21 protein-coding genes and 2 pseudogenes are annotated in these 18945 nt (G+C 75.4%); 6 read left to right on the plus strand and 17 right to left on the minus strand.

Annotated elements, in window-relative coordinates; genetic code table 11:
- Positions 1-65 precede the first annotated feature (65 nt).
- Complete coding sequence (locus tag ACQ95T_RS13230) at positions 66-1058, plus strand: oxygenase MpaB family protein (protein WP_425941290.1); 993 nt, start codon at positions 66-68, stop codon at positions 1056-1058.
- Here the strand turns inward: ACQ95T_RS13230 and ftsY are convergent.
- The 4 genes and pseudogenes from ftsY to ACQ95T_RS13250 form a co-directional block, all read right to left on the minus strand.
- Positions 1039-2227, minus strand: a pseudogene (ftsY, locus tag ACQ95T_RS13235) (signal recognition particle-docking protein FtsY). The gene ACQ95T_RS13230 and the pseudogene ftsY overlap by 20 nt on opposite strands.
- Before the next feature lie 128 nt (positions 2228-2355).
- Positions 2356-2676, minus strand: a complete 321-nt coding sequence (locus ACQ95T_RS13240; protein ID WP_425941293.1) for a hypothetical protein — start codon at positions 2674-2676, stop codon at positions 2356-2358.
- Between the two features lie 82 nt (positions 2677-2758).
- Positions 2759-6397, minus strand: coding sequence for a chromosome segregation protein SMC (gene smc / locus ACQ95T_RS13245; protein WP_425941820.1), 3639 nt, complete (start codon positions 6395-6397; stop codon positions 2759-2761).
- Positions 6398-6472: 75 nt separating this feature from the next.
- A complete protein-coding gene (locus tag ACQ95T_RS13250; protein WP_425941295.1) occupies positions 6473-6754 on the minus strand; it encodes an acylphosphatase in 282 nt (93 codons plus the stop codon).
- A gap of 23 nt (positions 6755-6777) precedes the next feature.
- Between ACQ95T_RS13250 and ACQ95T_RS13255 the strand changes: the two genes are divergently transcribed.
- Together ACQ95T_RS13255 and ACQ95T_RS13260 are read left to right on the plus strand one after the other, a co-directional pair.
- Entirely contained in the window at positions 6778-7812 is a 1035-nt protein-coding gene (locus tag ACQ95T_RS13255) for a Gfo/Idh/MocA family protein (protein WP_425941296.1), read from the plus strand.
- Positions 7813-7832: 20 nt separating this feature from the next.
- Positions 7833-8114, plus strand: coding sequence for a hypothetical protein (locus ACQ95T_RS13260; protein ID WP_425941298.1), 282 nt, complete (start codon positions 7833-7835; stop codon positions 8112-8114).
- A gap of 28 nt (positions 8115-8142) precedes the next feature.
- Here the strand turns inward: ACQ95T_RS13260 and mutM are convergent, their stop codons facing one another.
- From mutM to ACQ95T_RS13315, 11 genes and pseudogenes are all read right to left on the minus strand, one after another.
- Positions 8143-9042, minus strand: coding sequence for a bifunctional DNA-formamidopyrimidine glycosylase/DNA-(apurinic or apyrimidinic site) lyase (mutM, locus tag ACQ95T_RS13265; RefSeq protein WP_425941300.1), 900 nt, complete (start codon positions 9040-9042; stop codon positions 8143-8145).
- Complete coding sequence (gene rnc, locus ACQ95T_RS13270) at positions 9035-9790, minus strand: ribonuclease III (RefSeq protein ID WP_425941302.1); 756 nt, start codon at positions 9788-9790, stop codon at positions 9035-9037. Before rnc ends, mutM begins: the two co-directional genes overlap by 8 nt.
- Before the next feature lie 16 nt (positions 9791-9806).
- Positions 9807-10001, minus strand: a complete 195-nt coding sequence (gene rpmF / locus ACQ95T_RS13275; RefSeq protein WP_425941304.1) for a 50S ribosomal protein L32 — start codon at positions 9999-10001, stop codon at positions 9807-9809.
- A gap of 1 nt (position 10002) precedes the next feature.
- Positions 10003-10602 carry a YceD family protein gene (locus ACQ95T_RS13280; protein ID WP_425941306.1) on the minus strand — a complete coding sequence of 200 codons (600 nt, stop codon included), beginning with the start codon at positions 10600-10602 and terminating at the stop codon, positions 10003-10005.
- 136 nt (positions 10603-10738) lie between these two features.
- Positions 10739-11245, minus strand: a complete 507-nt coding sequence (coaD, locus tag ACQ95T_RS13285; protein ID WP_425941308.1) for a pantetheine-phosphate adenylyltransferase — start codon at positions 11243-11245, stop codon at positions 10739-10741.
- Between the two features lie 30 nt (positions 11246-11275).
- The gene (locus ACQ95T_RS13290) at positions 11276-11842 is read right to left on the minus strand and encodes a hemerythrin domain-containing protein (protein WP_425941310.1); all 567 of its coding nucleotides are present in this window, start codon (positions 11840-11842) and stop codon (positions 11276-11278) included.
- A gap of 102 nt (positions 11843-11944) precedes the next feature.
- A complete protein-coding gene (rsmD, locus tag ACQ95T_RS13295) occupies positions 11945-12517 on the minus strand; it encodes a 16S rRNA (guanine(966)-N(2))-methyltransferase RsmD (RefSeq protein ID WP_425941312.1) in 573 nt (190 codons plus the stop codon).
- A 7-nt stretch (positions 12518-12524) separates the two neighbouring features.
- The gene (locus ACQ95T_RS13300) at positions 12525-13517 is read right to left on the minus strand and encodes a helicase-related protein (RefSeq protein ID WP_431472997.1); all 993 of its coding nucleotides are present in this window, start codon (positions 13515-13517) and stop codon (positions 12525-12527) included.
- Positions 13518-13552: 35 nt separating this feature from the next.
- Complete coding sequence (locus tag ACQ95T_RS13305) at positions 13553-14812, minus strand: DEAD/DEAH box helicase (protein WP_431472998.1); 1260 nt, start codon at positions 14810-14812, stop codon at positions 13553-13555.
- A 25-nt stretch (positions 14813-14837) separates the two neighbouring features.
- A complete protein-coding gene (locus tag ACQ95T_RS13310) occupies positions 14838-15059 on the minus strand; it encodes a hypothetical protein (protein WP_431473832.1) in 222 nt (73 codons plus the stop codon).
- Between the two features lie 61 nt (positions 15060-15120).
- Positions 15121-16557, minus strand: a pseudogene (locus ACQ95T_RS13315) (DAK2 domain-containing protein); the annotation flags it as partial.
- A gap of 269 nt (positions 16558-16826) precedes the next feature.
- On the opposite strand from ACQ95T_RS13315, the gene rpmB reads away from it, so the two are divergent.
- On the plus strand, positions 16827-17012 hold the full coding sequence (rpmB, locus tag ACQ95T_RS13320) for a 50S ribosomal protein L28 (RefSeq protein WP_084617151.1): 186 nt from the start codon (positions 16827-16829) through the stop codon (positions 17010-17012).
- A gap of 111 nt (positions 17013-17123) precedes the next feature.
- Here the strand turns inward: rpmB and thiL are convergent, their stop codons facing one another.
- Together thiL and ACQ95T_RS13330 are read right to left on the minus strand one after the other, a co-directional pair.
- Positions 17124-18056, minus strand: a complete 933-nt coding sequence (thiL, locus tag ACQ95T_RS13325; protein WP_431472999.1) for a thiamine-phosphate kinase — start codon at positions 18054-18056, stop codon at positions 17124-17126.
- A complete protein-coding gene (locus tag ACQ95T_RS13330) occupies positions 18020-18172 on the minus strand; it encodes a hypothetical protein (protein ID WP_431473000.1) in 153 nt (50 codons plus the stop codon). Before ACQ95T_RS13330 ends, thiL begins: the two co-directional genes overlap by 37 nt.
- A gap of 69 nt (positions 18173-18241) precedes the next feature.
- Between ACQ95T_RS13330 and ACQ95T_RS13335 the strand changes: the two genes are divergently transcribed.
- Both ACQ95T_RS13335 and ACQ95T_RS13340 read left to right on the plus strand, forming a co-directional pair.
- Positions 18242-18475 (plus strand): Lrp/AsnC ligand binding domain-containing protein, encoded by a 234-nt coding sequence (locus tag ACQ95T_RS13335; protein ID WP_425941320.1) that lies wholly within the window; start codon positions 18242-18244, stop codon positions 18473-18475.
- A gap of 59 nt (positions 18476-18534) precedes the next feature.
- Positions 18535-18933, plus strand: coding sequence for a DUF3515 family protein (locus ACQ95T_RS13340; RefSeq protein WP_431473001.1), 399 nt, complete (start codon positions 18535-18537; stop codon positions 18931-18933).
- The last annotated feature ends 12 nt before the right edge of the window (positions 18934-18945 follow it).

Consider the following 18945-nt stretch of genomic DNA (forward strand, 5'->3'; position numbering starts at 1 on the left):
GGTGACCCCCGCCCGCCCGGACCCGCGTCGAGGGCGACCGGCCTGCGTCATACTGGCGATCGTGCGTGGCCCCGCACCCGTCCCTGCTCGCACGCTCCCGGCGTCGGCTCGCCGGAGCCCTGCGCGACCGGGTGGCCGGCCCGGACGCGGAGCGGCGCGCCCAGGCGATCTGGCTGGCCCCGGGACCCCGACGCTTCGCGCCCCAGGACCCGATCTGCCGGGTCCAGGGACACGCGGGGATGTACGTCGGCGGCATCAGGGCGTTGCTCCTGCAGTCGCTGCACCCTCTCGCGATGGCCGGGGTCGGCGAGCACTCGGGCTACCGCGGGGACCCGTGGGGCCGGCTGCAGCGCACCAGCGAGTTCCTGGCCGCGACCACCTTCGGGCCGGTCGAGCTCGCGGACCGGGTCGTCGAGCGGATCAACCGGGTGCACGCGACGGTCGAGGGAACGGCTCCGGACGGCCGACGGTACGCCGCCGGCGACCCGCACCTGCTGCGCTGGGTCCACGTCGCGGAGATCGACAGCTTCCTGGTGGCCCACCAGCGTTACGCCCGCACGCCGCTGACCCCGGACGAGGCCGACACCTACGTGGCCCAGGCCGGGTCGGTCGCTGCGCTGCTGGGCGTCGTGGACCCGCCGACGACGACCGCCGGGCTGCAGGCCGAGCTCGACGCCTTCGGACCGGAGCTCAGCGCCACCCCGGGCGCCCGCGACGTGGCGCGCTTCCTGCTGGCCGAGCCCCCGCTGCCGCCCCTGGCCCGCCCCGGCTTCTGGATGCTGGCCGCCGGTGCGGTGGAGCTGCTGCCGTCCTCGGCCCGCGAGATGCTCGACCTGCACCTGCCGGGGCCCTTGCGCAGGGCGGACGCGCTCGCCCTGCGGACCGTCGCCGGGCCGCTGGGCCGGCTCGGCACCGCGGGGGTCCGCTGGGCGCTCAGCGACCCGGCCGACCCGCGCAACCGGCCGGGCAGCTCGCAGCTGCCCTCCTCGGGCCGGTCCTGGAAACCCTCGCCGACCGACCCGGAGCTGACGACGGCGGTCAGCCGACGATCGCGCTGACGAACGCCTCCGCGTCGAAGGGCGCCAGGTCGTCGGCGCCCTCCCCCAGGCCGATGAGCTTGACCGGCACGCCGAGCTTGCGCTGGACGTTGACGACGATGCCACCCTTGGCCGTGCCGTCCATCTTTGTCAGCACGATGCCGGTGATCGCCACCTCCTTGGCGAACTCCTCCGCCTGACGCATGCCGTTCTGCCCCGTGGTGGCGTCCAGGACGAGCAGGACCTCGCCCACGGGGGCCAGCTTCTCCACCACCCGCTTGATCTTGCCGAGCTCGTCCATCAGCCCGCGCTTGGTGTGCAGGCGGCCGGCCGTGTCGATGATGACGACGTCGGACTCCATCTCGATGCCGGCCTTGGTCGCCTCGTAGGCCACCGAGGCGGGGTCGGCGCCCTCCTGGTGGGAGCGCACCGCCGGGACGCCCACGCGCTCCCCCCAGGTCTGCAGCTGGTCGGCGGCAGCCGCGCGGAAGGTGTCCGCGGCGCCCAGGACGACGTCCTTGTCCTGCCACGAGGACGCGGGCGAGCTTGCCCACGGTGGTCGTCTTGCCGGTGCCGTTGACCCCCACGACGAGGATGACCGCCGGCAGGCCGTCGGTGCGGCTGGCCGCGATCCGCCGGTCCATGGTGGGGTCCACGAGGGCGAGCAGGTCGTCGTGCAACCACTGCTTGACCTGGACCGGGTCGGTCGTCCCGTCCACGCTCACCTGCCGCCGCAGGGAGGTCACCAGCTCCTCGGTGGCCTCGACCCCGAGGTCGGAGGCCAGCAGGGTGTCCTCGACCTCCTCCCAGTCCTCCTCGCCGAGCCCGCCCCGGGACAGCAGCGCCAGCAGGGCGTTGCCGATGGCGGAGTTGGAGCGGGCCAGCCGGGCGCGCAGACGCTGGAGCCGCCCGCGCGCGGAGTCGGGCCGTTCCAGCGTGGGGGCCCTGGGCCCGGCCTCGGGCTCGACCGCCACACCCCCGCCGCGGTCCTCCACCCCGGTGCCGTCGGGCCGGTCCTCGGTGAGGACGTCACCCTCGCGCTCCGCTCCCCGGCCGGGGCCGGGGGTGCGCGGAAGGGTCGACGAACCGCCTCCTCGTCCACGGACCAGGGCGACCAGCGCGACGAGCGCGCCGACCACGATGACGCTGACGAGGGTCAGGATCTCCCAGAGCTCATTGATCGGTCCCACGGGTGACAGTCTCCCAGACGCCGGAGCCGGACCCGACCCCCCGGAGCACGCTCTGGCCCGGCCTCCTCCGGCCGAGGCGGCCCGGCGGTGCTCAGCCGGCGGTGCTCAGCCGGTGGCGCGTCCGATGCTCAGCTGGCTGCGCGCAGCCGGTCGTCGTCCTCGTGGTCGCCGCCGGTGGGCGCACCGCGGTCCGGGGCCGCAGCGGTGCGCCGGTCGCGCTCGGCTCCCCGCGAGCGCAGGGCCTGGGTCCGCTGGGTGGCGGTCCCCGCGATCCGCTCGCTCCGGGTCACGACCTTCTGACCGGTCCGTCGGGCCCCGGCGAGCAGCTCCTCGCCCTCGGGCGTCCAGAACTCTCCGCGCCCCTCCCGCCGGGCCTCGAGCATGACGTAGCCGACGACCCCGGCACCGAGGGCGACGCACATGAGCATGGCGAGGACGAGAGCGAACATGGTCCCAGTGTGCCGTGCGCACCGGCGGGTGCCCCAATCCGTCCCGCGCGTGTCCCGGACCGGACGTGGATCGTGACCGGTCTCACACGGAGGGTGCGTGCGCACCGGCCGGTGCCACGTCCCGGACCCGCTGGCTGACGACCGTGGTCACCCCGTCGCCGCGCATGGAGACCCCGTAGAGCGCGTCCGCGATCTCCATCGTGCGCTTCTGGTGGGTGATGACGATGAGCTGGCTGGAGTCGCGCAGCTCCTCGAAGAGGGTGATGAGGCGGCCCAGGTTGGTGTCGTCGAGGGCCGCCTCCACCTCGTCCATGATGTAGAAGGGGCTGGGCCTGGCCTTGAAGATCGCCACGAGGAGGGCCACGGCGGTGAGCGAGCGTTCGCCCCCGGACAGCAGCGAGAGCCGCTTGATCTTCTTGCCCGGCGGCCGGGCCTCGACCTCGATGCCGGTCGTGAGCATGTCGTCCGGGTCGGTCAGGGTGATCCGTCCCTCCCCACCGGGGAAGAGCCGCGCGAACACCCGCTCGAACTGGGCCGCGGTGTCGTGGAAGGCCTCGGTGAAGACGCGCTCCACCCGCTCGTCGACCTCCTTGACGATCTCCAGCAGGTCGGCCTTGGACCGTCGCAGGTCCTCGACCTGGGTGGTGAGGAACTGGTGGCGCTCCTCCAGCGCGGCGAACTCCTCCAGGGCGAGGGGGTTGACGCGGCCCAGCGCGGACAGCTGACGCTCAGCCCGGCGCAGCCGCTTCTCCTGGTCGGTCCGCACGAAGGGGACCTCCCGGGGAGCCTCGGCGTCGGGGGCCTCGTCCTGCCCCGGGGATCCTCCTCGATCGCTCCCGGTCAGCACCGGCACCGGCAGGTGCGGGCCGTACTCGTCCACGAGCACCTGGGGGTCGACCCCGAGCTCCTCGAGCGAGCGCGCCTGGAGCGCCTCGATCCGCAGCCGCTGCTCGGCCCTGGCGATCTCGTCGGCGTGCACGGAGTCGGTCAGCTCGCGCAGGTCCGCCCCGAGCTGGTGCACCCGGCCGCGGGCCAGCCCCAGCGACCGCTCCCGCTCCCCCTGCTCGAGGCGCAGGCGGTCCCGCTCCTGGGCGGCCCCGGCGAGGAGGCGTTCCACCCGCACCGCCAGGTATGCCGCTCCTGCGGCGACCGCGTCGGCGGTCGCCCGGTCCTGGACGCGGCGGCGGCGCCGTGCGGCCGCGCGTTCCCGGGCGGCCAGCTCGTTGCGGGCCGAGGCCTCCAGGGCCTCCGCCCGCCCGCTCAGGGCGCGGGCCCGCTCCTCCTGGGTGCGCAGCGTCAGCCTGGCCTCCGTCTCGACGCTGCGGGCCCGGGCGGCCGCCTCCGCCAGCCGCTCCCGCTCGGCGGTGTCGGGTTCCTCGGGCTGCCCCTGGGTCGTCGACTCGGCGTCGGCCAGGCGCCGCTCCAGGTCGGCGAGCTCCTCCCGGGTGGAGGCCAGGGCCTCCTCGGCGGTCCGGACCGCGGCGGAGTGCCGCTCGTGCTCGGCCCGGGCCGCCCGCACCACCTGCCCCAGGTGGGCCAGCTGCTCGGCGACCGCCGTCATCCGCGCGTCGGACTCGTGCAGGGCCTCGAGCGCATCCTCGGCCGCCACCTCGGCCGCGGAGAGCCGCTCCCGGGCGGCGGCCAGCTCGAACGTGAGCCGCTCGGCCCGCGCGGCGGCCTCTCCGGCGCCGTCCTGGGCCTGCTCCAGCGCCGACTGCAGCTCGAGCAGGCTCGGCGCGGCGCTGGAACCCCCGCGCACCCATCCCGGACCGTAGACGTCCCCCTCGGTCGTGACGGCCGTCGTCCCGTCCAGCTCCTCGACGACCCGACGGGCGGCGTCCGCGTCGTCGACGAGCGCGACCCGGTCCAGCAGGGTGCCCAGGGCCGGCAGGAGCGTCGCGGAGCCTCCCGCGGGTCCGATGACGTCGACGGCCCACACGGCCCCGGCGGGCAGCCCGGGCCGGTCCGCGGGCTCCGGCGAGGGATCGCCCGGCACGAGCAGACCGGCCCGCCCCTGGTCCTGCGAGCGCAGCCAGGCCAGGGCGCGTCCCGCGGCGCCGTGGCCCTCCACGACGACCGCCTCCCCCGCCCAGCCGAGCGCGGCCGCGACCGCCGCCTCCCGTCCGGGCTGGACCTGGACGTGGTCGGTCAGGGGTCCCAGCAGGCCGGAGACCTCCTCGGCGGACAGCAGTGCGGAGGCGCCGTCGGTGCGCCGCAGGCTCATCGAGAGGGCCTCCACGCGCGCCTGCAGCGTGGCCTGGGCGGACTGCGCGGTCCGCAGCTCCTCGGCCAGGCGGCCGACCTCGGCCCCGGCCTCCTCGCGGGCTCGCTCCGTCCGCTCGAAGGCCTGGTCCAGGTCCTCCTCCCCCCGCTCGACGTCGAGCACGGTCGCCTCCAGCGCGGCATGCTCCCGCTCCGCCCGGACCGCACGCTCCACGGCGGCTCCGGCGGCGGCGGTGAGCCGGGCGATCTCGCCCTCACCACCCTCGACCCGCGAGCGACGGGCGGAGACCTGGCCCGCGAGCCTGGCCAGCCCCTCGCGCCGGTCGGCCGCCGCCCGCGCCAACCGGGCGAGCCGGTCCTGCTCCTCGGCGTGCGCCCGCTCCGCCCGCGCCCGCTCGTCCTCCGCCGCGGCCAGGGTCCGGGTCAGCTCGGCCACGCGGGCCAGCAGGGCGTCCTCCTCGGCACGCACCCGGCGGGCCTGCTCGCGCAGCTGCTCGGGGTCGCGGCCGCGGCCGGGACCGGAGTCCTCACCCCGCAGGTCCTCCTCCTCGACGCCCAGCAGCCGCACCCGCTCCCGGGCCAGCTCCCCCAGGGCGCGGACCCGCTCGAGCAGGGACGAGAGGGTGTACCACCGGTCCTGGACCTCCTGCAGCACCGGCGCCGAGGCTGCGACCGCCTCCTCCAGGCCGGCGACCTCCTGCTCGGCGGCGGCCACCTGCTGCTCCACCGCCTGCCGGCGGCGCAGCAGGGCCTGCTCGTCGGCGAGCTCCTGCTCCAGCGCGCTGGTGAGCTGGACCAGGTCGTCGGCCAGCAGCCGCAGGCGGGCGTCCCGGACGTCGGCCTGGATCGTGGCCGCCCGGCGGGCGGTCTCGGCCTGCCGGCCCAGGGGACCCAGCTGTCGGCGGATCTCGGCGACCAGGTCCGCCAGCCGGGTGAGGTTGCCCTCCATCGTCTCCAGCTTGCGCAGGGCCCGCTCCTTGCGCTTGCGGTGCTTCAGGACGCCGGCCGCCTCCTCGATGAAGCCGCGCCGCTCCTCGGGGGTGGCCCGCAGGACCGTGTCGAGCTGGCCCTGCCCGACGATGACGTGCATCTCCCGTCCGATCCCGGAGTCGGAGAGCAGCTCCTGGACGTCGAGCAGGCGGCAGCCGGTGCCGTTGATGGCGTACTCCGAGCCGCCGCTGCGGAACATCGTCCGGGTGATGGTCACCTCGGCGTAGTCGATCGGCAGCGCCCCGTCGGTGTTGTCGATCGTCATCGACACCTCGGCCCGGCCCAGCGGCGGGCGGCCGGAGGTGCCGGCGAAGATGACGTCCTCCATCTTGCCGCCGCGCAGGCTCTTGGCCCCCTGCTCCCCCATGACCCAGGCCAGCGCGTCCACGACGTTGGACTTGCCGGAGCCGTTGGGGCCCACGATGCAGGTGATCCCCTGCTCGAGGCGCAGCGTCGTCGTCGAGGCGAACGACTTGAACCCCTTGAGGGTCAGGCTCTTGACGTACACGCGGGCGGGCTTCTCACGGTCGACGGGCGGTGGTGCCGTCACGATACCTGCGCGGCGGCCCGGCGCCCGGCAGGCTCAGCGCTCGAGGAACCCGGTCAGGCCCTCCCGCGGCGCGTGCCACTGGGTCGTGACGCCGTCGACCCGGCCCGGGCGGCTGCGCACCGACACCTCCTCGGAGAGCAGCTCGACGAGGCGCTCGACGTCGGCCCGCTCCCCCTGCGCCTGGACCTCGACCCGGCCGTCGGGCATGTTGCGGGCGTGCCCGACCAGTCCGAGCTCAAGGGCCCGGGCGCGGGCCCACCAGCGGAACCCGACCCCCTGGACCCGGCCGCGGACGTAGACGAGTGCGCGCTCCATGCGGCCGAGACTACGGTGGGAGCGTGAGCGAGCCGAGCAGCACCGCATACCCCCCGATCACCGACCGCCCCGTCCGCTGGGGGCTGCTGGCCGCCGGGCGGATCGCCCGCGCCTTCGCGGCGGCCGTCGCCGACGCCGAGGGGGGCGAGGTCGTCGCCGTCGCCGCCCGGGACGCCGGCAGGGCCCAGGAGTTCGCCCGCGACCTGGGGGTTCCCCGTGCGTACGGCGGGTACGAGGAGCTGTACGCCGACCCCGAGGTGGACGTCGTCTACATCTCCTCCACCCATCCCTTCCACGCCGACCAGGCGGTCGCCGCCCTGCAGGCCGGCAAGCACGTCGTGGTGGAGAAGCCGACCGCGCTGACCGTGCGGGACACCGAGCGGATCTTCGAGGCGGCCCGCGCCGCCGGCCGGTTCGCCATGGAGGCCATGTGGACCCGGTGCCTGCCGCTCGTGCAGGACGTGGTCGGCCGGGTGCGCGACGGGCAGATCGGCACGCCGCGCAGCCTGGCTGCGGCCTTCACCGTGCCCTTCGACTACGACGAGGACCACCGGCTCTTCGACCTGGCCAACGGCGGAGGGGCCCTGCTGGACATCGGGATCTACCCGGTGACGCTGGCCCACCTGCTGCTGGGTCATCCGACCCACGTGCAGGTGATCGGGTCCACCGCCCCCACGGGCGCCGACGATCTCGTCGGGCTGCAGTGGATGACGCCGGAGGGTGCGGTCGCCCAGGTGCTGTGCGACTCCCGCAGCAGCGGAGCCAGCCGCACCGTCGTGCGGGGGACGACGGGGTGGATCGAGGTGCACGGGCCGGTCAACGACCCGGAGAGCTTCACCGTCTACCGCGGGCGGGAGAGCGAGGGCGAGCTGGTGGGTGGTGAACGGCGGGGTCTGGTGCACGAGGCGGAGGAGGTGCACCGCTGCCTGCGGGCGGGTCTGCCCGAGTCTCCGGCCGTGCCGCACGCGGACACGGTGGCGATCATGACGATCCTGGAGTCGGCCCGTCGCGAGCTGGGGGTGCGCTACCCGCAGGAGGAGGAACCGCTGCACACCTGAGGGTGGGGCACACTGGGCGGATGACCGAGCTCATCGTCTTCACGCTCGGCGCCCTCGTGGCGCTGGCCCTCCTGGGCCAGCTGGCCACGCCGCCGGCGGACCGGCTGCCCCCGCGCCGGTGGACCCCCGTCTACCTGGCCGACCGTGTCCGGGCCGGGCTGGGGCTCTTCCTCGGGGCAGGACGCGAGCGGGCCGACCGCCTGGGGCGGGCCGTCGACGAGCACTCCCGGCGTCGGCCGGGGCGCGAGGACGGGACGGGGACGGGCCCCGGCGGGACGACCCCGGGCGGACCGGCTGCCTGAAGCGCCGGGCGACCGCCCCGGGCGGCGCTCATCCGCGACGAGGAGCGCGCGGACGGACCTGGCAGCGTGGGCAGGAGTGGGAGGAGCGGTTCATGAACTCCTCGCGCACGATCGGCGTCCCGCACCGGCTGCAGGGGCGACCGGTCTGCCCGTAGGCGTCCAGGGACCGGTCGAAGTAGCCGCTGGCCCCGTTGACGTTGACGTAGAGCGCGTCGAAGCTGGTCCCGCCCTGGCCCAGGGCCTCGGTCATGACGTCGGTGGCGTGGTCCAGGAGCCGGCCCAGCGCCGGACGGGTGAGCGCCGACGCCGCACGCCGTCCGTGCACCTCGGCGCGCCACAGGGCCTCGTCGGCGTAGATGTTGCCGATGCCGCTGACGACCCGCTGGTCCAGCAGCACCCGCTTGATCTCGCTGCCGCTGGCCTTCATCCGCCGCACGGCCGCCGTCCGGTCGAAGACCGGGTCGAGCGGGTCGGGGGCGATGTGCAGCACCGGCGCGGGTATGCCGTGGGGGTGGGTGGGTCCGCGGTGCGGGTCCGGGCGCAGCTCGGCCAGGGCGAGCCCGCCGAAGGTCCGCTGGTCGACGAACCGCAGCTGCGGCCCGTCGTCCTCGAAGGTGAAGGTGGCGTGCAGGTGCTTCTCCCGGGGTGCCTGCGCCTGCTCCACGAGCAGCTGTCCGCTCATCCCCAGGTGCACGACGAGCGCCTGGGGGTCGTCGTGCGGCGGTCGGAGCACCAGCCACAGGTACTTGCCCCGCCGGTCGACCTGCTCGACCCGGGCGCCGGCGACGCGCGCCGCCAGGTCCGCCGGACCGGCCGGATGCCGACGCGCCACCCGGGTACCGGTGAGGACGGCCTCCTGCACGGTGCGGCCGCGGACGTGCTGCTCCAGCCCCCGACGGACGACCTCGACCTCCGGCAGCTCAGGCACCGCTGCCGTCGTCGCTGCCGTCGTCGACGGTGGGCATGGTGCCCACGACCCGCACGGCCCGGTCCGTCAGGGTCCGCCACCCGGACTCCGCCGCCTGCTGCTCGGCGGCCTTCTTGGACCGGCCCCCGCCCGTGCCGACGACCTCCTGGTCGACCAGGACGCGCGCGGTGAACCGCTTGTCGTGGTCCGGCCCCTCGGACTCCACCCGGTACTCCGGCGCCCCGAGCTCGGCGGTCGCGGCGACCTCCTGCAGGCTCGTCTTCCAGTCCAGGGCGGCGCCCAGGGCCGCGCTGCGGAGCAGGAGGGGGTCGAGCAGGTGATGGACGAAGGTGTCGGCCGCCGCCATTCCGGAGGAGAGGTAGACGCAGCCGATGACGGCCTCGGTGGTGTCGGCCAGGATGGAGTCCTTGTCCCGCCCCCCCGTGGTCTCCTCCCCCTTGCCCAGCAGCACGTAGGCACCCAGGTCGACGGCCCGGGCGACCTCGGCCAGCGCCCGCGAGTTCACCACGGCGGCGCGCAGCTTGGCCAGGCGCCCCTCGGCCAGGTCGGGATGGGTCCGGTACAGCGTGTCGGTGACGATCACGCCCAGGACCGCGTCCCCGAGGAACTCGAGCCGCTCGTTGTGCGGCAGCCCGTCGTTCTCGTAGGAGTAGGACCGGTGCGTCAGGGCACGCAGAAGCAGCGCCTCGTCGCAGGGCCGGCCGACGACCTCGGTCAGGTAGTCGTTGAGCTCGGCGGCGGGGCGCATGCGTCGGCGCAGGACCTCAGTCCTGGTGCTCGGTGCGCTCGGCGGCCGCGTAGTGGCGGCCGGCGTAGGTCCCGCAGCTCGTGCAGGCCTGGTGGGGGGTGCGCACCGAACCGCACTGCGGGCAGGTGCTCAGCGCGATCGGCGCAGCCTTCCACTGGGAGCGGCGGCTCCGGGTGTTCGAGCGCGACATCTTCCGCTTGGGGACGGCCACGTCAGTTCCTCTTCTCGTCGTCGTCGGCCTGCGCGGCCATGGGGGCCAGCGCCGACCACCGGGGGTCGATCACGTCGTGATGGTGCTCCGGGTCCTCCGCCAGGCGTGCGCCGCACTCGGAGCACAGTCCCGGACAGTCGTCCCGGCACACCGGTTGGAAGGGCAGGGCGGTGACGACGGCGTCCCTGACGACCTCTTCGAGGTCCATCTGGTCGCCGTCGAGCACGTACTGCTCATCCTCGGCCTCGTCCTCCTCGCCACGACGGGTCGACCCGGCCACCTGATGGTGGTGGGCCGCCCGCTCGGGATAGGCGAACAGCTCCTGGATCTCCACCTCGAGGTCGTCCTCGATCGGGTCCAGGCACCGCACGCACGTCCCGCTCGTCGAGCTGCGGACCGTCCCCGAGACCAGGACGCCCTCGACGACCGACTCCAGCCGCAGGTCCAGCTCGACCTTGCGGCCGGCCGGAACGGCGACGACGTCGGTCCCGATGCGCTCGGGCGCCTCCACGGTCCACGAGGCGCGGCGCATGGTGCCCGGGCGGCGGAGCAGCTCGCGGGTGTCGAGCACCCAGGGGCCGTCCTGCTCGTGCGCAGCCATGATCCTTCATCCTCGTTCGCCGTGGTGGGGACGGGCCGGTCACGACGAGACACGACGTGGACACGGGCCGACGGACAAGACTAGCCGAGCGCCGGCGGTGCGACCAAGTCGACCGCCGGGCACCGTCGCCCGTCCCTCAGCCTGTCCCGTCCCCCGGGAGGGCGTCGAGGGCGGCCAGGACCACGTCCGGCACGAGGCCGCTCACGTCGCCGCCGTAGCGGTGGACCTCCTTGACGAGGGAGCTGGACACGTGCTCCAGCGACGGGTCGCCGGGCAGGAAGACGGTCTCCACCCCGGTCAGGTGGCGGTTCATGCGGGCCATCGGCAGCTCGTAGGCGAAGTCGGTGCCGCCGCGCAGACCCTTGACGATCGCCCCGGCCCCCACCTGACGGCACACGTCCACCAGCAGCACGTCGGCGAAGGCCTCCACCCGGACCCGGTCGGCCAGGCCCGGTGGAAGGGAGTCGCGCACCAGGGCCAGCCGGCGCTCGACCGGGAAGGTCCCCGCCTTGGCCGGGTTGTGCAGGACGGCCACCACCACCTCGTCGAAGAGCTCGGCGGCGCGCCGGACCACGTCCAGGTGGCCGTGGGTGACCGGGTCGAAGGAGCCGGGGCACACGCAGCGGCGCTCGAGATGCGTCATACCCCGACCCTATCGAGCGACCGGCTCGCCTCAGCTCTGCGCCGACCCCTCCTCGTCCTCGGTCAGCAGCCCCTCGCGCCGGGCCTCGTCCACGAGCCGCTGCACGTTCTCGAGCGAGCCGCAGCCCTGGTCCAGCTGGGTGCCCCGGGCGGCGAGGAACTTCTCCCCCAGGGTGCGCCGCTCGTCCTCGGGGACGTCGTCCCGGGCGGGGTTGAGGATGGTGAGCTCCTCCTCGGTGAGGTGGTGCTGGAGCACCTCGTTCATCGCCTCGACCGCGTCGTCGAACTTCTGGGTGTCGGTCCCGACGCACTCCAGCAGGGCCAGGAGGGCCTCGTTGATCTCGGCGTGCTCCTCCTCGCCGTGCTCGACCTCGTGCTCGCCGACGTCCTCGGTGCGGCGCCGCAACCGGGGGTAGACCTCCTGCTCCTCGGCCTCCCCGTGCGCGACCAGCACGTCGGCGAAGGCAGCGCGCGCACCCGCACGGTCGGCGGAGCTGTCGCGCATCTCGCGCATCAGGCTCTCGAAGAGGCGGTGGTCGTCCAGGATGAGGTCGACGACGTCGCCGGACACGGGGCGGGGGATGTGGTAGTCGGTCATGGATCGATCATGGCAGCCGTGCCCCCGGCGCTCGACCCGGGGTCGTGCACCGCCTCCCCCGGTCGACGGGGGCCGGACGGGGCATCCATACGGGGTATGGCGTCACCCGCCCCCGGGGACCGGTTCGGCCAGGTGGACGGTGGTCTCGCCGTAGCTGCGGCGGTCCAGGGGGCGCAGGCCCGGCGGCCAGGACGGCTCCGGCGAACGGGTCCCGCGCTCCACGACGACGAGGGCGTCCGGGTCCAGCCAGCCGGCGGAGACGAGCAGCCCCAGCACCTCGCCGAGGTCCTCCTCGCCCAGGTCGTAGGGGGGGTCCAGCAGGACGAGGTGGTAGGGCTCGTCGGGACCGTCGTCGAGGACCGCCGGGACGGTCGCCGGGCGCACCTGGACCTGGGTCTCCATCCCGAGGGTCCGGGCGTTGCGCGCGACCAGGGTGGCCGTGGCCCGGTGCCGTTCGACGGCGAGCAGGTGGCCGGCACCCCGCGAGAGGGCCTCCAGGCCCAGCGCGCCGGAGCCGGCGTAGAGGTCGAGGACGCGCACCCCGTCGAGGTCCATCAGCGCCTCCAGGCGTGAGAAGACCGCCTCGCGCACCCGGTCGGTCGTGGGGCGGGTCGCGGCGCCGCGGGGGGTGGCGATGGTGCGCCCGCCCGCACGGCCGGCGATGATCCGGGTCACCCGGCCGTCACCCCCGCTCCAGGAAGGCCGCCCGCTCGGTGTCGAGCTGGTCCAGCTCGCGCCGCAGGACGGGGTGGCGCTCCAGGTCGGGGTCGGCCCGGACGGTCTCCCAGGCGGCCTCGTGGGCGGCCACGATCAGCTCCTCGTCGCGGGCCAGCCGCAGGAAGCGCAGTCCGCTGCGGCCCCCGCTCTGGCTGGCCCCGAGGACGTCGCCCTCCCGGCGGGTCTCCAGGTCCAGGCGGGCCAGCTCGAAGCCGTCGGTGGTGGAGGCCACCTGGTGAAGCCGCTCGACGGCCGGACCGTCCTCGGGACCGCCGGCCTGCTGGGTCACCAGCAGGCACAGGCCCGGGCGGCCGCCGCGACCGACCCGGCCGCGCAGCTGGTGCAGCTGGGAGATCCCGAACCGGTCGGCGTCCAGCACCACCATCGTCGTGGCGTCCGGCACGTCCACCCCGACCTCGATGACCGTCGTGGCCACGAGCACGTCCACCTCGCCCGCCGCGAAGCGGCGCATCACGGCGTCCTTGTCCTCCCCGGAGAGCCGGCCGTGCAGCGTGGCGATCCGCAGGGGTGCCGTCGCGGGCAGCTGCTGCAGGGCCCGGGCCACCTGGTGCACCCCGTGCAGCGTGGGCTCCTGCACCTCCTCGTCGACCCCCGTCGACGGAACGGCCCGGTCCTGGTCGGCCGGGCCGTCGGTGGCCTGGTCCGTCGGTCCGGCCGGCGCACCGACCGTCGGGCCTCCCGGTCCGACCGTGGCGCCGGCGGGGAGGTCGGGGTCCTCCTCCTGCCCGATCCGGGGACACACGACGTAGGCCTGGCCGCCGGTGCGCACCTCCTCGGCGACGCGCGCCCAGGTCCGTCCCACCCAGTCGGGCCGTCCCCCCGGCACCACGTGGGTGCTGATCGGACGTCGGCCGCGCGGCAGCTCGCGCAGGGTGGAGGTCTCCATGTCGCCGTAGACGGTCATCGCCACGGTCCGGGGGATGGGGGTCGCGGTCATGACGAGCACGTGGGGGGAGCTCTCGGCCTTGGCCCTCAGGGCGTCGCGCGCTGCTCCACCCCGAAGCGGTGCTGCTCGTCCACGACCACCAGTCCCAGCTCGGCGAACTGGACGTGGTCCTGGATGAGGGCGTGGGTCCCGACGACGATCCCGGCCGAGCCGGACGCGGCGGCGAGCAGGTTCTCCCGCCGCTCGGCCGCCGTCTGGCTGCCGAGGAGCAGGGCGAGGCGGGTGGCCCGGTCGTCCCCCCCGAGCATGCCCGCCTCGGCCAGCGGGCCGAGCATGGCGGTGATGGCACGGTGGTGCTGGGCGGCGAGCACCTCGGTGGGGGCCAGCAGCGCGGCCTGCCCGCCGGCGTCGACGACCGCGAGCATGGCCAGCAGGGCCAGGACCGTCTTGCCCGAGCCGACCTCGCCCTGCAGCAGCCGGTGCATCGGGACGTCGGCGGCGAGGTCGGAGCGCAGCTCCCCCAGGACGGTCTGCTGGCCCTGCGTCAGGTCGAACGGCAGCCTGCCCAGCAGTGCGTCGACCAGGCCGTCCTCGACCGGATTACGTGGCACGGCGGCCGCGGCGTCGTCGGCGAGCCGTGCCCGGGCGAGGGCGGCCTGCACCACGAACGCCTCCTGGAACTTCAGCCGCCACCGCCCGCGGCGGTGGTCGGCCTCCCGCTGCGGCCGGTGCACCAGCTGGTAGGCCTCCCGCAGGCCGGGCAGGCCGTGCGTGTCCCGGACCTCCTGCGGCAGGGGGTCGGGCAGCTCCTGCAGGGCGTGCAGCACCAGGTCGAGGGTGTCCCCGTGCACGATCGGGGACACCTTGGGGGTGGCGGGGTACACCGGGACGAGGCCCCCCAGCAGCCAGCCGCCGGAGGTCGAACCGCTGGAGTCCCCCAGGACGGCGTAGTCGGGGTGGGTCAGCTGCAGGGAGCGGCCGTAGCTGCCGACCTGGCCGGAGCAGACCACCCGCGCACCGGGCACGAGCCGGTCCTGGTGGCCGTAGGGCTTGAAGAAGGTCAGCTGGATGGTGCCCCCGACCTCGTCCTCGACGTCCACGACCAGCATCCGGCCCCTGCGCTGCCGCATCTGGCGGGTGGTGGCGGCCCGGACCGTGCCGACGACGACGACGTCCTCGCCGTGCGGCAGCTGGGCGAAGGCCGTCGGGCGGGCGGGGTCGAGGTAGGTCCGGGGCAGGAAGTCCAGCAGGTCGCGCACCGTGCGCAGGCCCCGGGCCGTCTCCAGCCGGGCGGCCGTGGCGCCCACGACGGTCCGCAGCCGCGTGTCCAGGTCGACGCCGCTCACGGATGCCTCCCCCGGGTGTCCACGGTCACTCCACCCCCAGCAGCCAGGGAAAGGTCGGCTGACCCCCGTCGAGCCGCACGACCTCCACGTCCGGGTGCTCGGCCAGCACGTCGTCGAGCACCGGGTCGAGGTCCTCGGCGTCGGACCGCTCCCCCCGGACCACCGTGACCACCTCGGCCGCCGGGTGCCACAACTGGTCCAGCACCGGTGCGGCGACCTCCGCGGCCCGCTCGCCCACGGCCACCACCGTCCCCGTCGACCAGGCCCAGCCACTGCCCCCGACGCACCCTCCCCACGGGGGTGTCGGCGTCCCGGTCGGCGGGCGTGAGCGCCCCGGAACGTACTCCGGCGGCCGCCTCGGCCATGGCCGCCACGGTCGGACCGGGCTCGGCGTCCGGGTCCAGCACCGCGAGCGCGGCCAGGCCCTCGACCACGCTCGTCGTCGGGAGGACGTCGACGACGAGGCCGCCGGACCTGGCCTCCTGGGCGGCGGCGCGGGCGACCATGACGGTGTCGGGGTCGTTCGGGAGCAGGACCAGGTGGGCGGCCCGCGCGCCCCACAGGGCCGAGAGCAGCTGGCCGGCGGAGGCCCGCCGGCGGGGCCCGGAGGGCACGACCTGGGCCCCCGCCTCCGAGAACAGCGCGTGCAGGCCGGGACCCAGCGCGCACACGACCACGTCCAGCCGGTGCTCCGTGGGGTCCGGGTGGTCGGACGTGAGCCCGGGTCCCCCCTCCTCCGCCGCTCCGCGCTCCCCCTGCGGGTGCCCGTCCCCGTCGGCCGGGCCCTCCTGGACCGACCGGCCGTCGGTCAGGGAGGTCAGCCGCACGTCCTCGACCTGCCCGGCCGAGCTTCCCGCCTCCACGGCCGCCCTGGGGTCGCGCAGGTGGACGTGCACCCGGTAGTCGTGCGGTCCTCCCGCGACCGCGACCGAGTCCCCCAGCCGGCCCAGGTGGGCCCGCAGCCGGTCGGCCCGACCGGGGTCGCTGCCGGTGAGCAGGTACATCACCTCGACCTGGTCGGTTCCAGCGGCGGCCAGGCACCCGGGAGCACCCGCGCCGGCGCCGTGGTCCCCCGGGACCCTCCGCCCGCTCGAGCCGGTCGAGGACGCCGAGCCCGTGGTGGGCACCTCCCACCACCGGGGCAGCTCGGACACCACGACGTGGGGACGTTCCTGCAGGACCGCGTCCAGAGCCTCCACGACGACGACGAGACCGGCACCACCGGCGTCGACCACCCCGGCGGAGCGAAGCTCGGGCAGCTGCTCGGGCGTCCGGGCCAGGGCCACCCGGGCCGACTGGAGGGCGGCGGCGACCACGTCCGCGACCTGGGTGCCGCCCGCGTCGACGACACCTCTGGCCCCCTCGGCAGCGGCCGTGGCCACGGACAGGATGGTGCCCTCCACCGGGGCCGCGACCGCGTCCCACGCCGCCCCCGCCGCCGTCTCGAAGGCGACCGCCAGGTCGACCGGCCCCGCCACGCGCACCCCCGGTCCGACCGACTCGGCCAGTCCCCGCGCCAGCTGCGACAGGATGACCCCGGAGTTGCCCCGTGCCGACAGGAGCATCCCGCGGGCGATGAGGGCCAGCCCCTCGTCCAGCCGCTCGGTGCCGGCACCCAGCTCGAACTGGCCGCGGACGAAGTCCAGGGCACCGTCCATCGTCAGGTACATGTTGGTCCCGGTGTCCCCGTCGGCCACCGGGTAGACGTTGAGGGCGTCGATCCGTTCCCGGGCCGAGGCCAGCATCGACCTCGCCGTCACCGCCCACCGGCGGGCGGTGACGAGGTCGAGGACGGGAGGCGGCACGTGCCCAAACTACCTGTCCGGCCCCGTCGTGCCCGGCGACCTCCCACAGCCCGGCCGTGTCCGGCAGGATCTGGCGCCTGGCGGCGATTTGGGCACCGCCGCGCCCCTCCGGTACGCTGACGAGGTTGCCCGGCGGCGACGTGCGACCCGACCTCGCCCCCGCTCGCCGGCACGACGACCATCGCACCGACCGACACCAGGAGTACACCGTGGCTGCCACTTGCGACGTCTGCGGCAAGGGACCGAGCTTCGGTCACAGCATCTCGCACTCCCACCGCCGCACCAAGCGCCGGTGGAACCCGAACATCCAGCGCGTCCGCGCGATGGTGGGTGCGACCCCGAAGCGCCTCAACGTGTGCACCTCCTGCCTGAAGGCAGGCAAGGTCACCCGCTGACCGCCCGGGTCGTCCCGCGACCCGATCCACCGGAGCCGGCCGCACCCCGAGGGTGCGCGCCGGCTCTCGTGCGTCCGGACCACGTGCGTCCGGATCCCTGCCGGCGGGTCCTCAGCCGCCGAAGTGGTCCCAGCCCCCCGCCGACGGGTCGAGCCGTCGGCCGTCCAGCCACACGCCGGACGCGCCGGCCCCGCGCCCCGGCCCCGGTCCGCCCCCGGCCTCGCGCACCCGGCCGAGCCGCGACCAGCCGTCCGGCAGGTGCGCCCCGGGCGCAAAGGTGGCGAGCAGCTCGTGCTCCTCGCCGCCCACGAGCACCTGTGCCCGGGCCTCCGCCGGACCCAGGGCCGGCACCAGCCCCTCGGCGAGACGGCCCAGGGCCGCCGGGTCGAGCTCGAGACGCACCCCGCTGGCCCGGGCGACCCGGTCGGCGTCGCGCACGAGCCCGTCGGAGACGTCGATCATGGCGCGGGCACCGGCCCTGGCCGCGGCCGGTCCCTGCGCCAGGTCCGTCGTCGGCCGGCGGTGGTGGCGCAGCAGCCGCTCCTCCTGCGCGTCGCGGCCACGGGTCACCCCGCGCTGCAGCAGCAGCAGCCCGGCGCCCGACCGGCCCAGGGGTCCTGAGACCGCCACCACGTCGCCCGGCCGGGCGCCGCTGCGCAGCACCGGTGCCCCCACCCCGTCGCCCAGCTCCCCTAGTGCGGTCACGGACACGACGACCTCCTCCGCCCCGGCCGAGGACAGGTCTCCCCCCACGACCGGCACGCCCGCCCGGGCGGCGGCCAGCGCGGTCCCGGCGACGAGCTCGCGCACCCAGTCCACGGCCAGGTCCTGCGGCGCGACGAGGGTCACCAGCAGACCGGTCCCGCGTCCCCCCATCGCCGCCAGGTCGGCCAGGTTCTGGGTGACGACCTTGATGCCGACGTCCTCCCCCGAGGACCACGCGTCCCGCCAGTCGCGGTCACGAACCACGGTGTCCGTGGTCGCCAGCACCGAGCCCGACCCTACGGTCAGCAGGGCCGTGTCGTCACCGGGGCCCACGCGCACGGCACGGCCCCGTCCGGCAGGTCGGCGTAGGCGGCGAACACCTCGGCCAGCAGCCGCCCCTCCCCGAGCCCCGCCAGGGTCGGGCCACGGTCCTGCGGCTGCGCTCGCTGCTCCATACCCGTCCCTCCGTCGTTCCGCTGCCGCTGGCACGGTAGCCTGCGCACGTCCCGTCCTGGAGGTGCACCGTGATCAAGGCCTACATCCTCGTGCAGACCGAGGTGGGTGCTGCGGGGCAGGTGACCGCCGCCGTCCGCGCCCTGCCCGGTGTGCGCAGCGCAGAGATCGTCGCCGGCCCCTACGACGCGGTCGTCGTGGCGGAGGCACCGACCGTGCAGGCCCTGGGTCGCGAGGTGATCGCCGCCGTGCAGGAGGTCCCGCGCATCACCCGGACGACCACGTGCACCGTCGTCGAGTTCTGAGGATCCTCCCGGTCCTGCTCACCGTCACCGCCGTCCTCGCCGCGTGCGGGGAGCAGCCCGTGCGCGCCACGCCCTTCGAGCGGTCCGACTCCCCCGCGTGCCGCGCGGTGGCCGAGCACTGGCCCGCGACGGTGGGCGGGCTGGAGCCGAGGGTCACCGCCGTGCAGTCGCAGGGGGTCGCCGCGTGGGGCGAGCCCCCGGTCGTGGCGCGCTGCGGCAAGGCCGCGCCGGGCCCGACCACCGACCCCTGCATCGACGTCAGCGGGGTGGACTGGGTGGCGACCGAGCTGGAGGACGGGACCATGTTCACCACCTACGGCCGCGACCCTGCCCTGGAGGTGCTCGTCCCCTCCGAGCACGGCACCGCCCCGCTCCTGCTGCCCGCGTTCGAGCAGGCGGCCCGGCAGGTGCCGCAGACGGCGGGCCGCTGCGTGGCCGCCTCCGACGCCGGCGGCTGACGCGCCGGCTGC

Origin of the sequence: Ornithinimicrobium carbonis (assembly GCF_050703245.1) — a bacterium.
In the GTDB taxonomy this organism is placed as follows: domain Bacteria; phylum Actinomycetota; class Actinomycetes; order Actinomycetales; family Dermatophilaceae; genus Ornithinicoccus.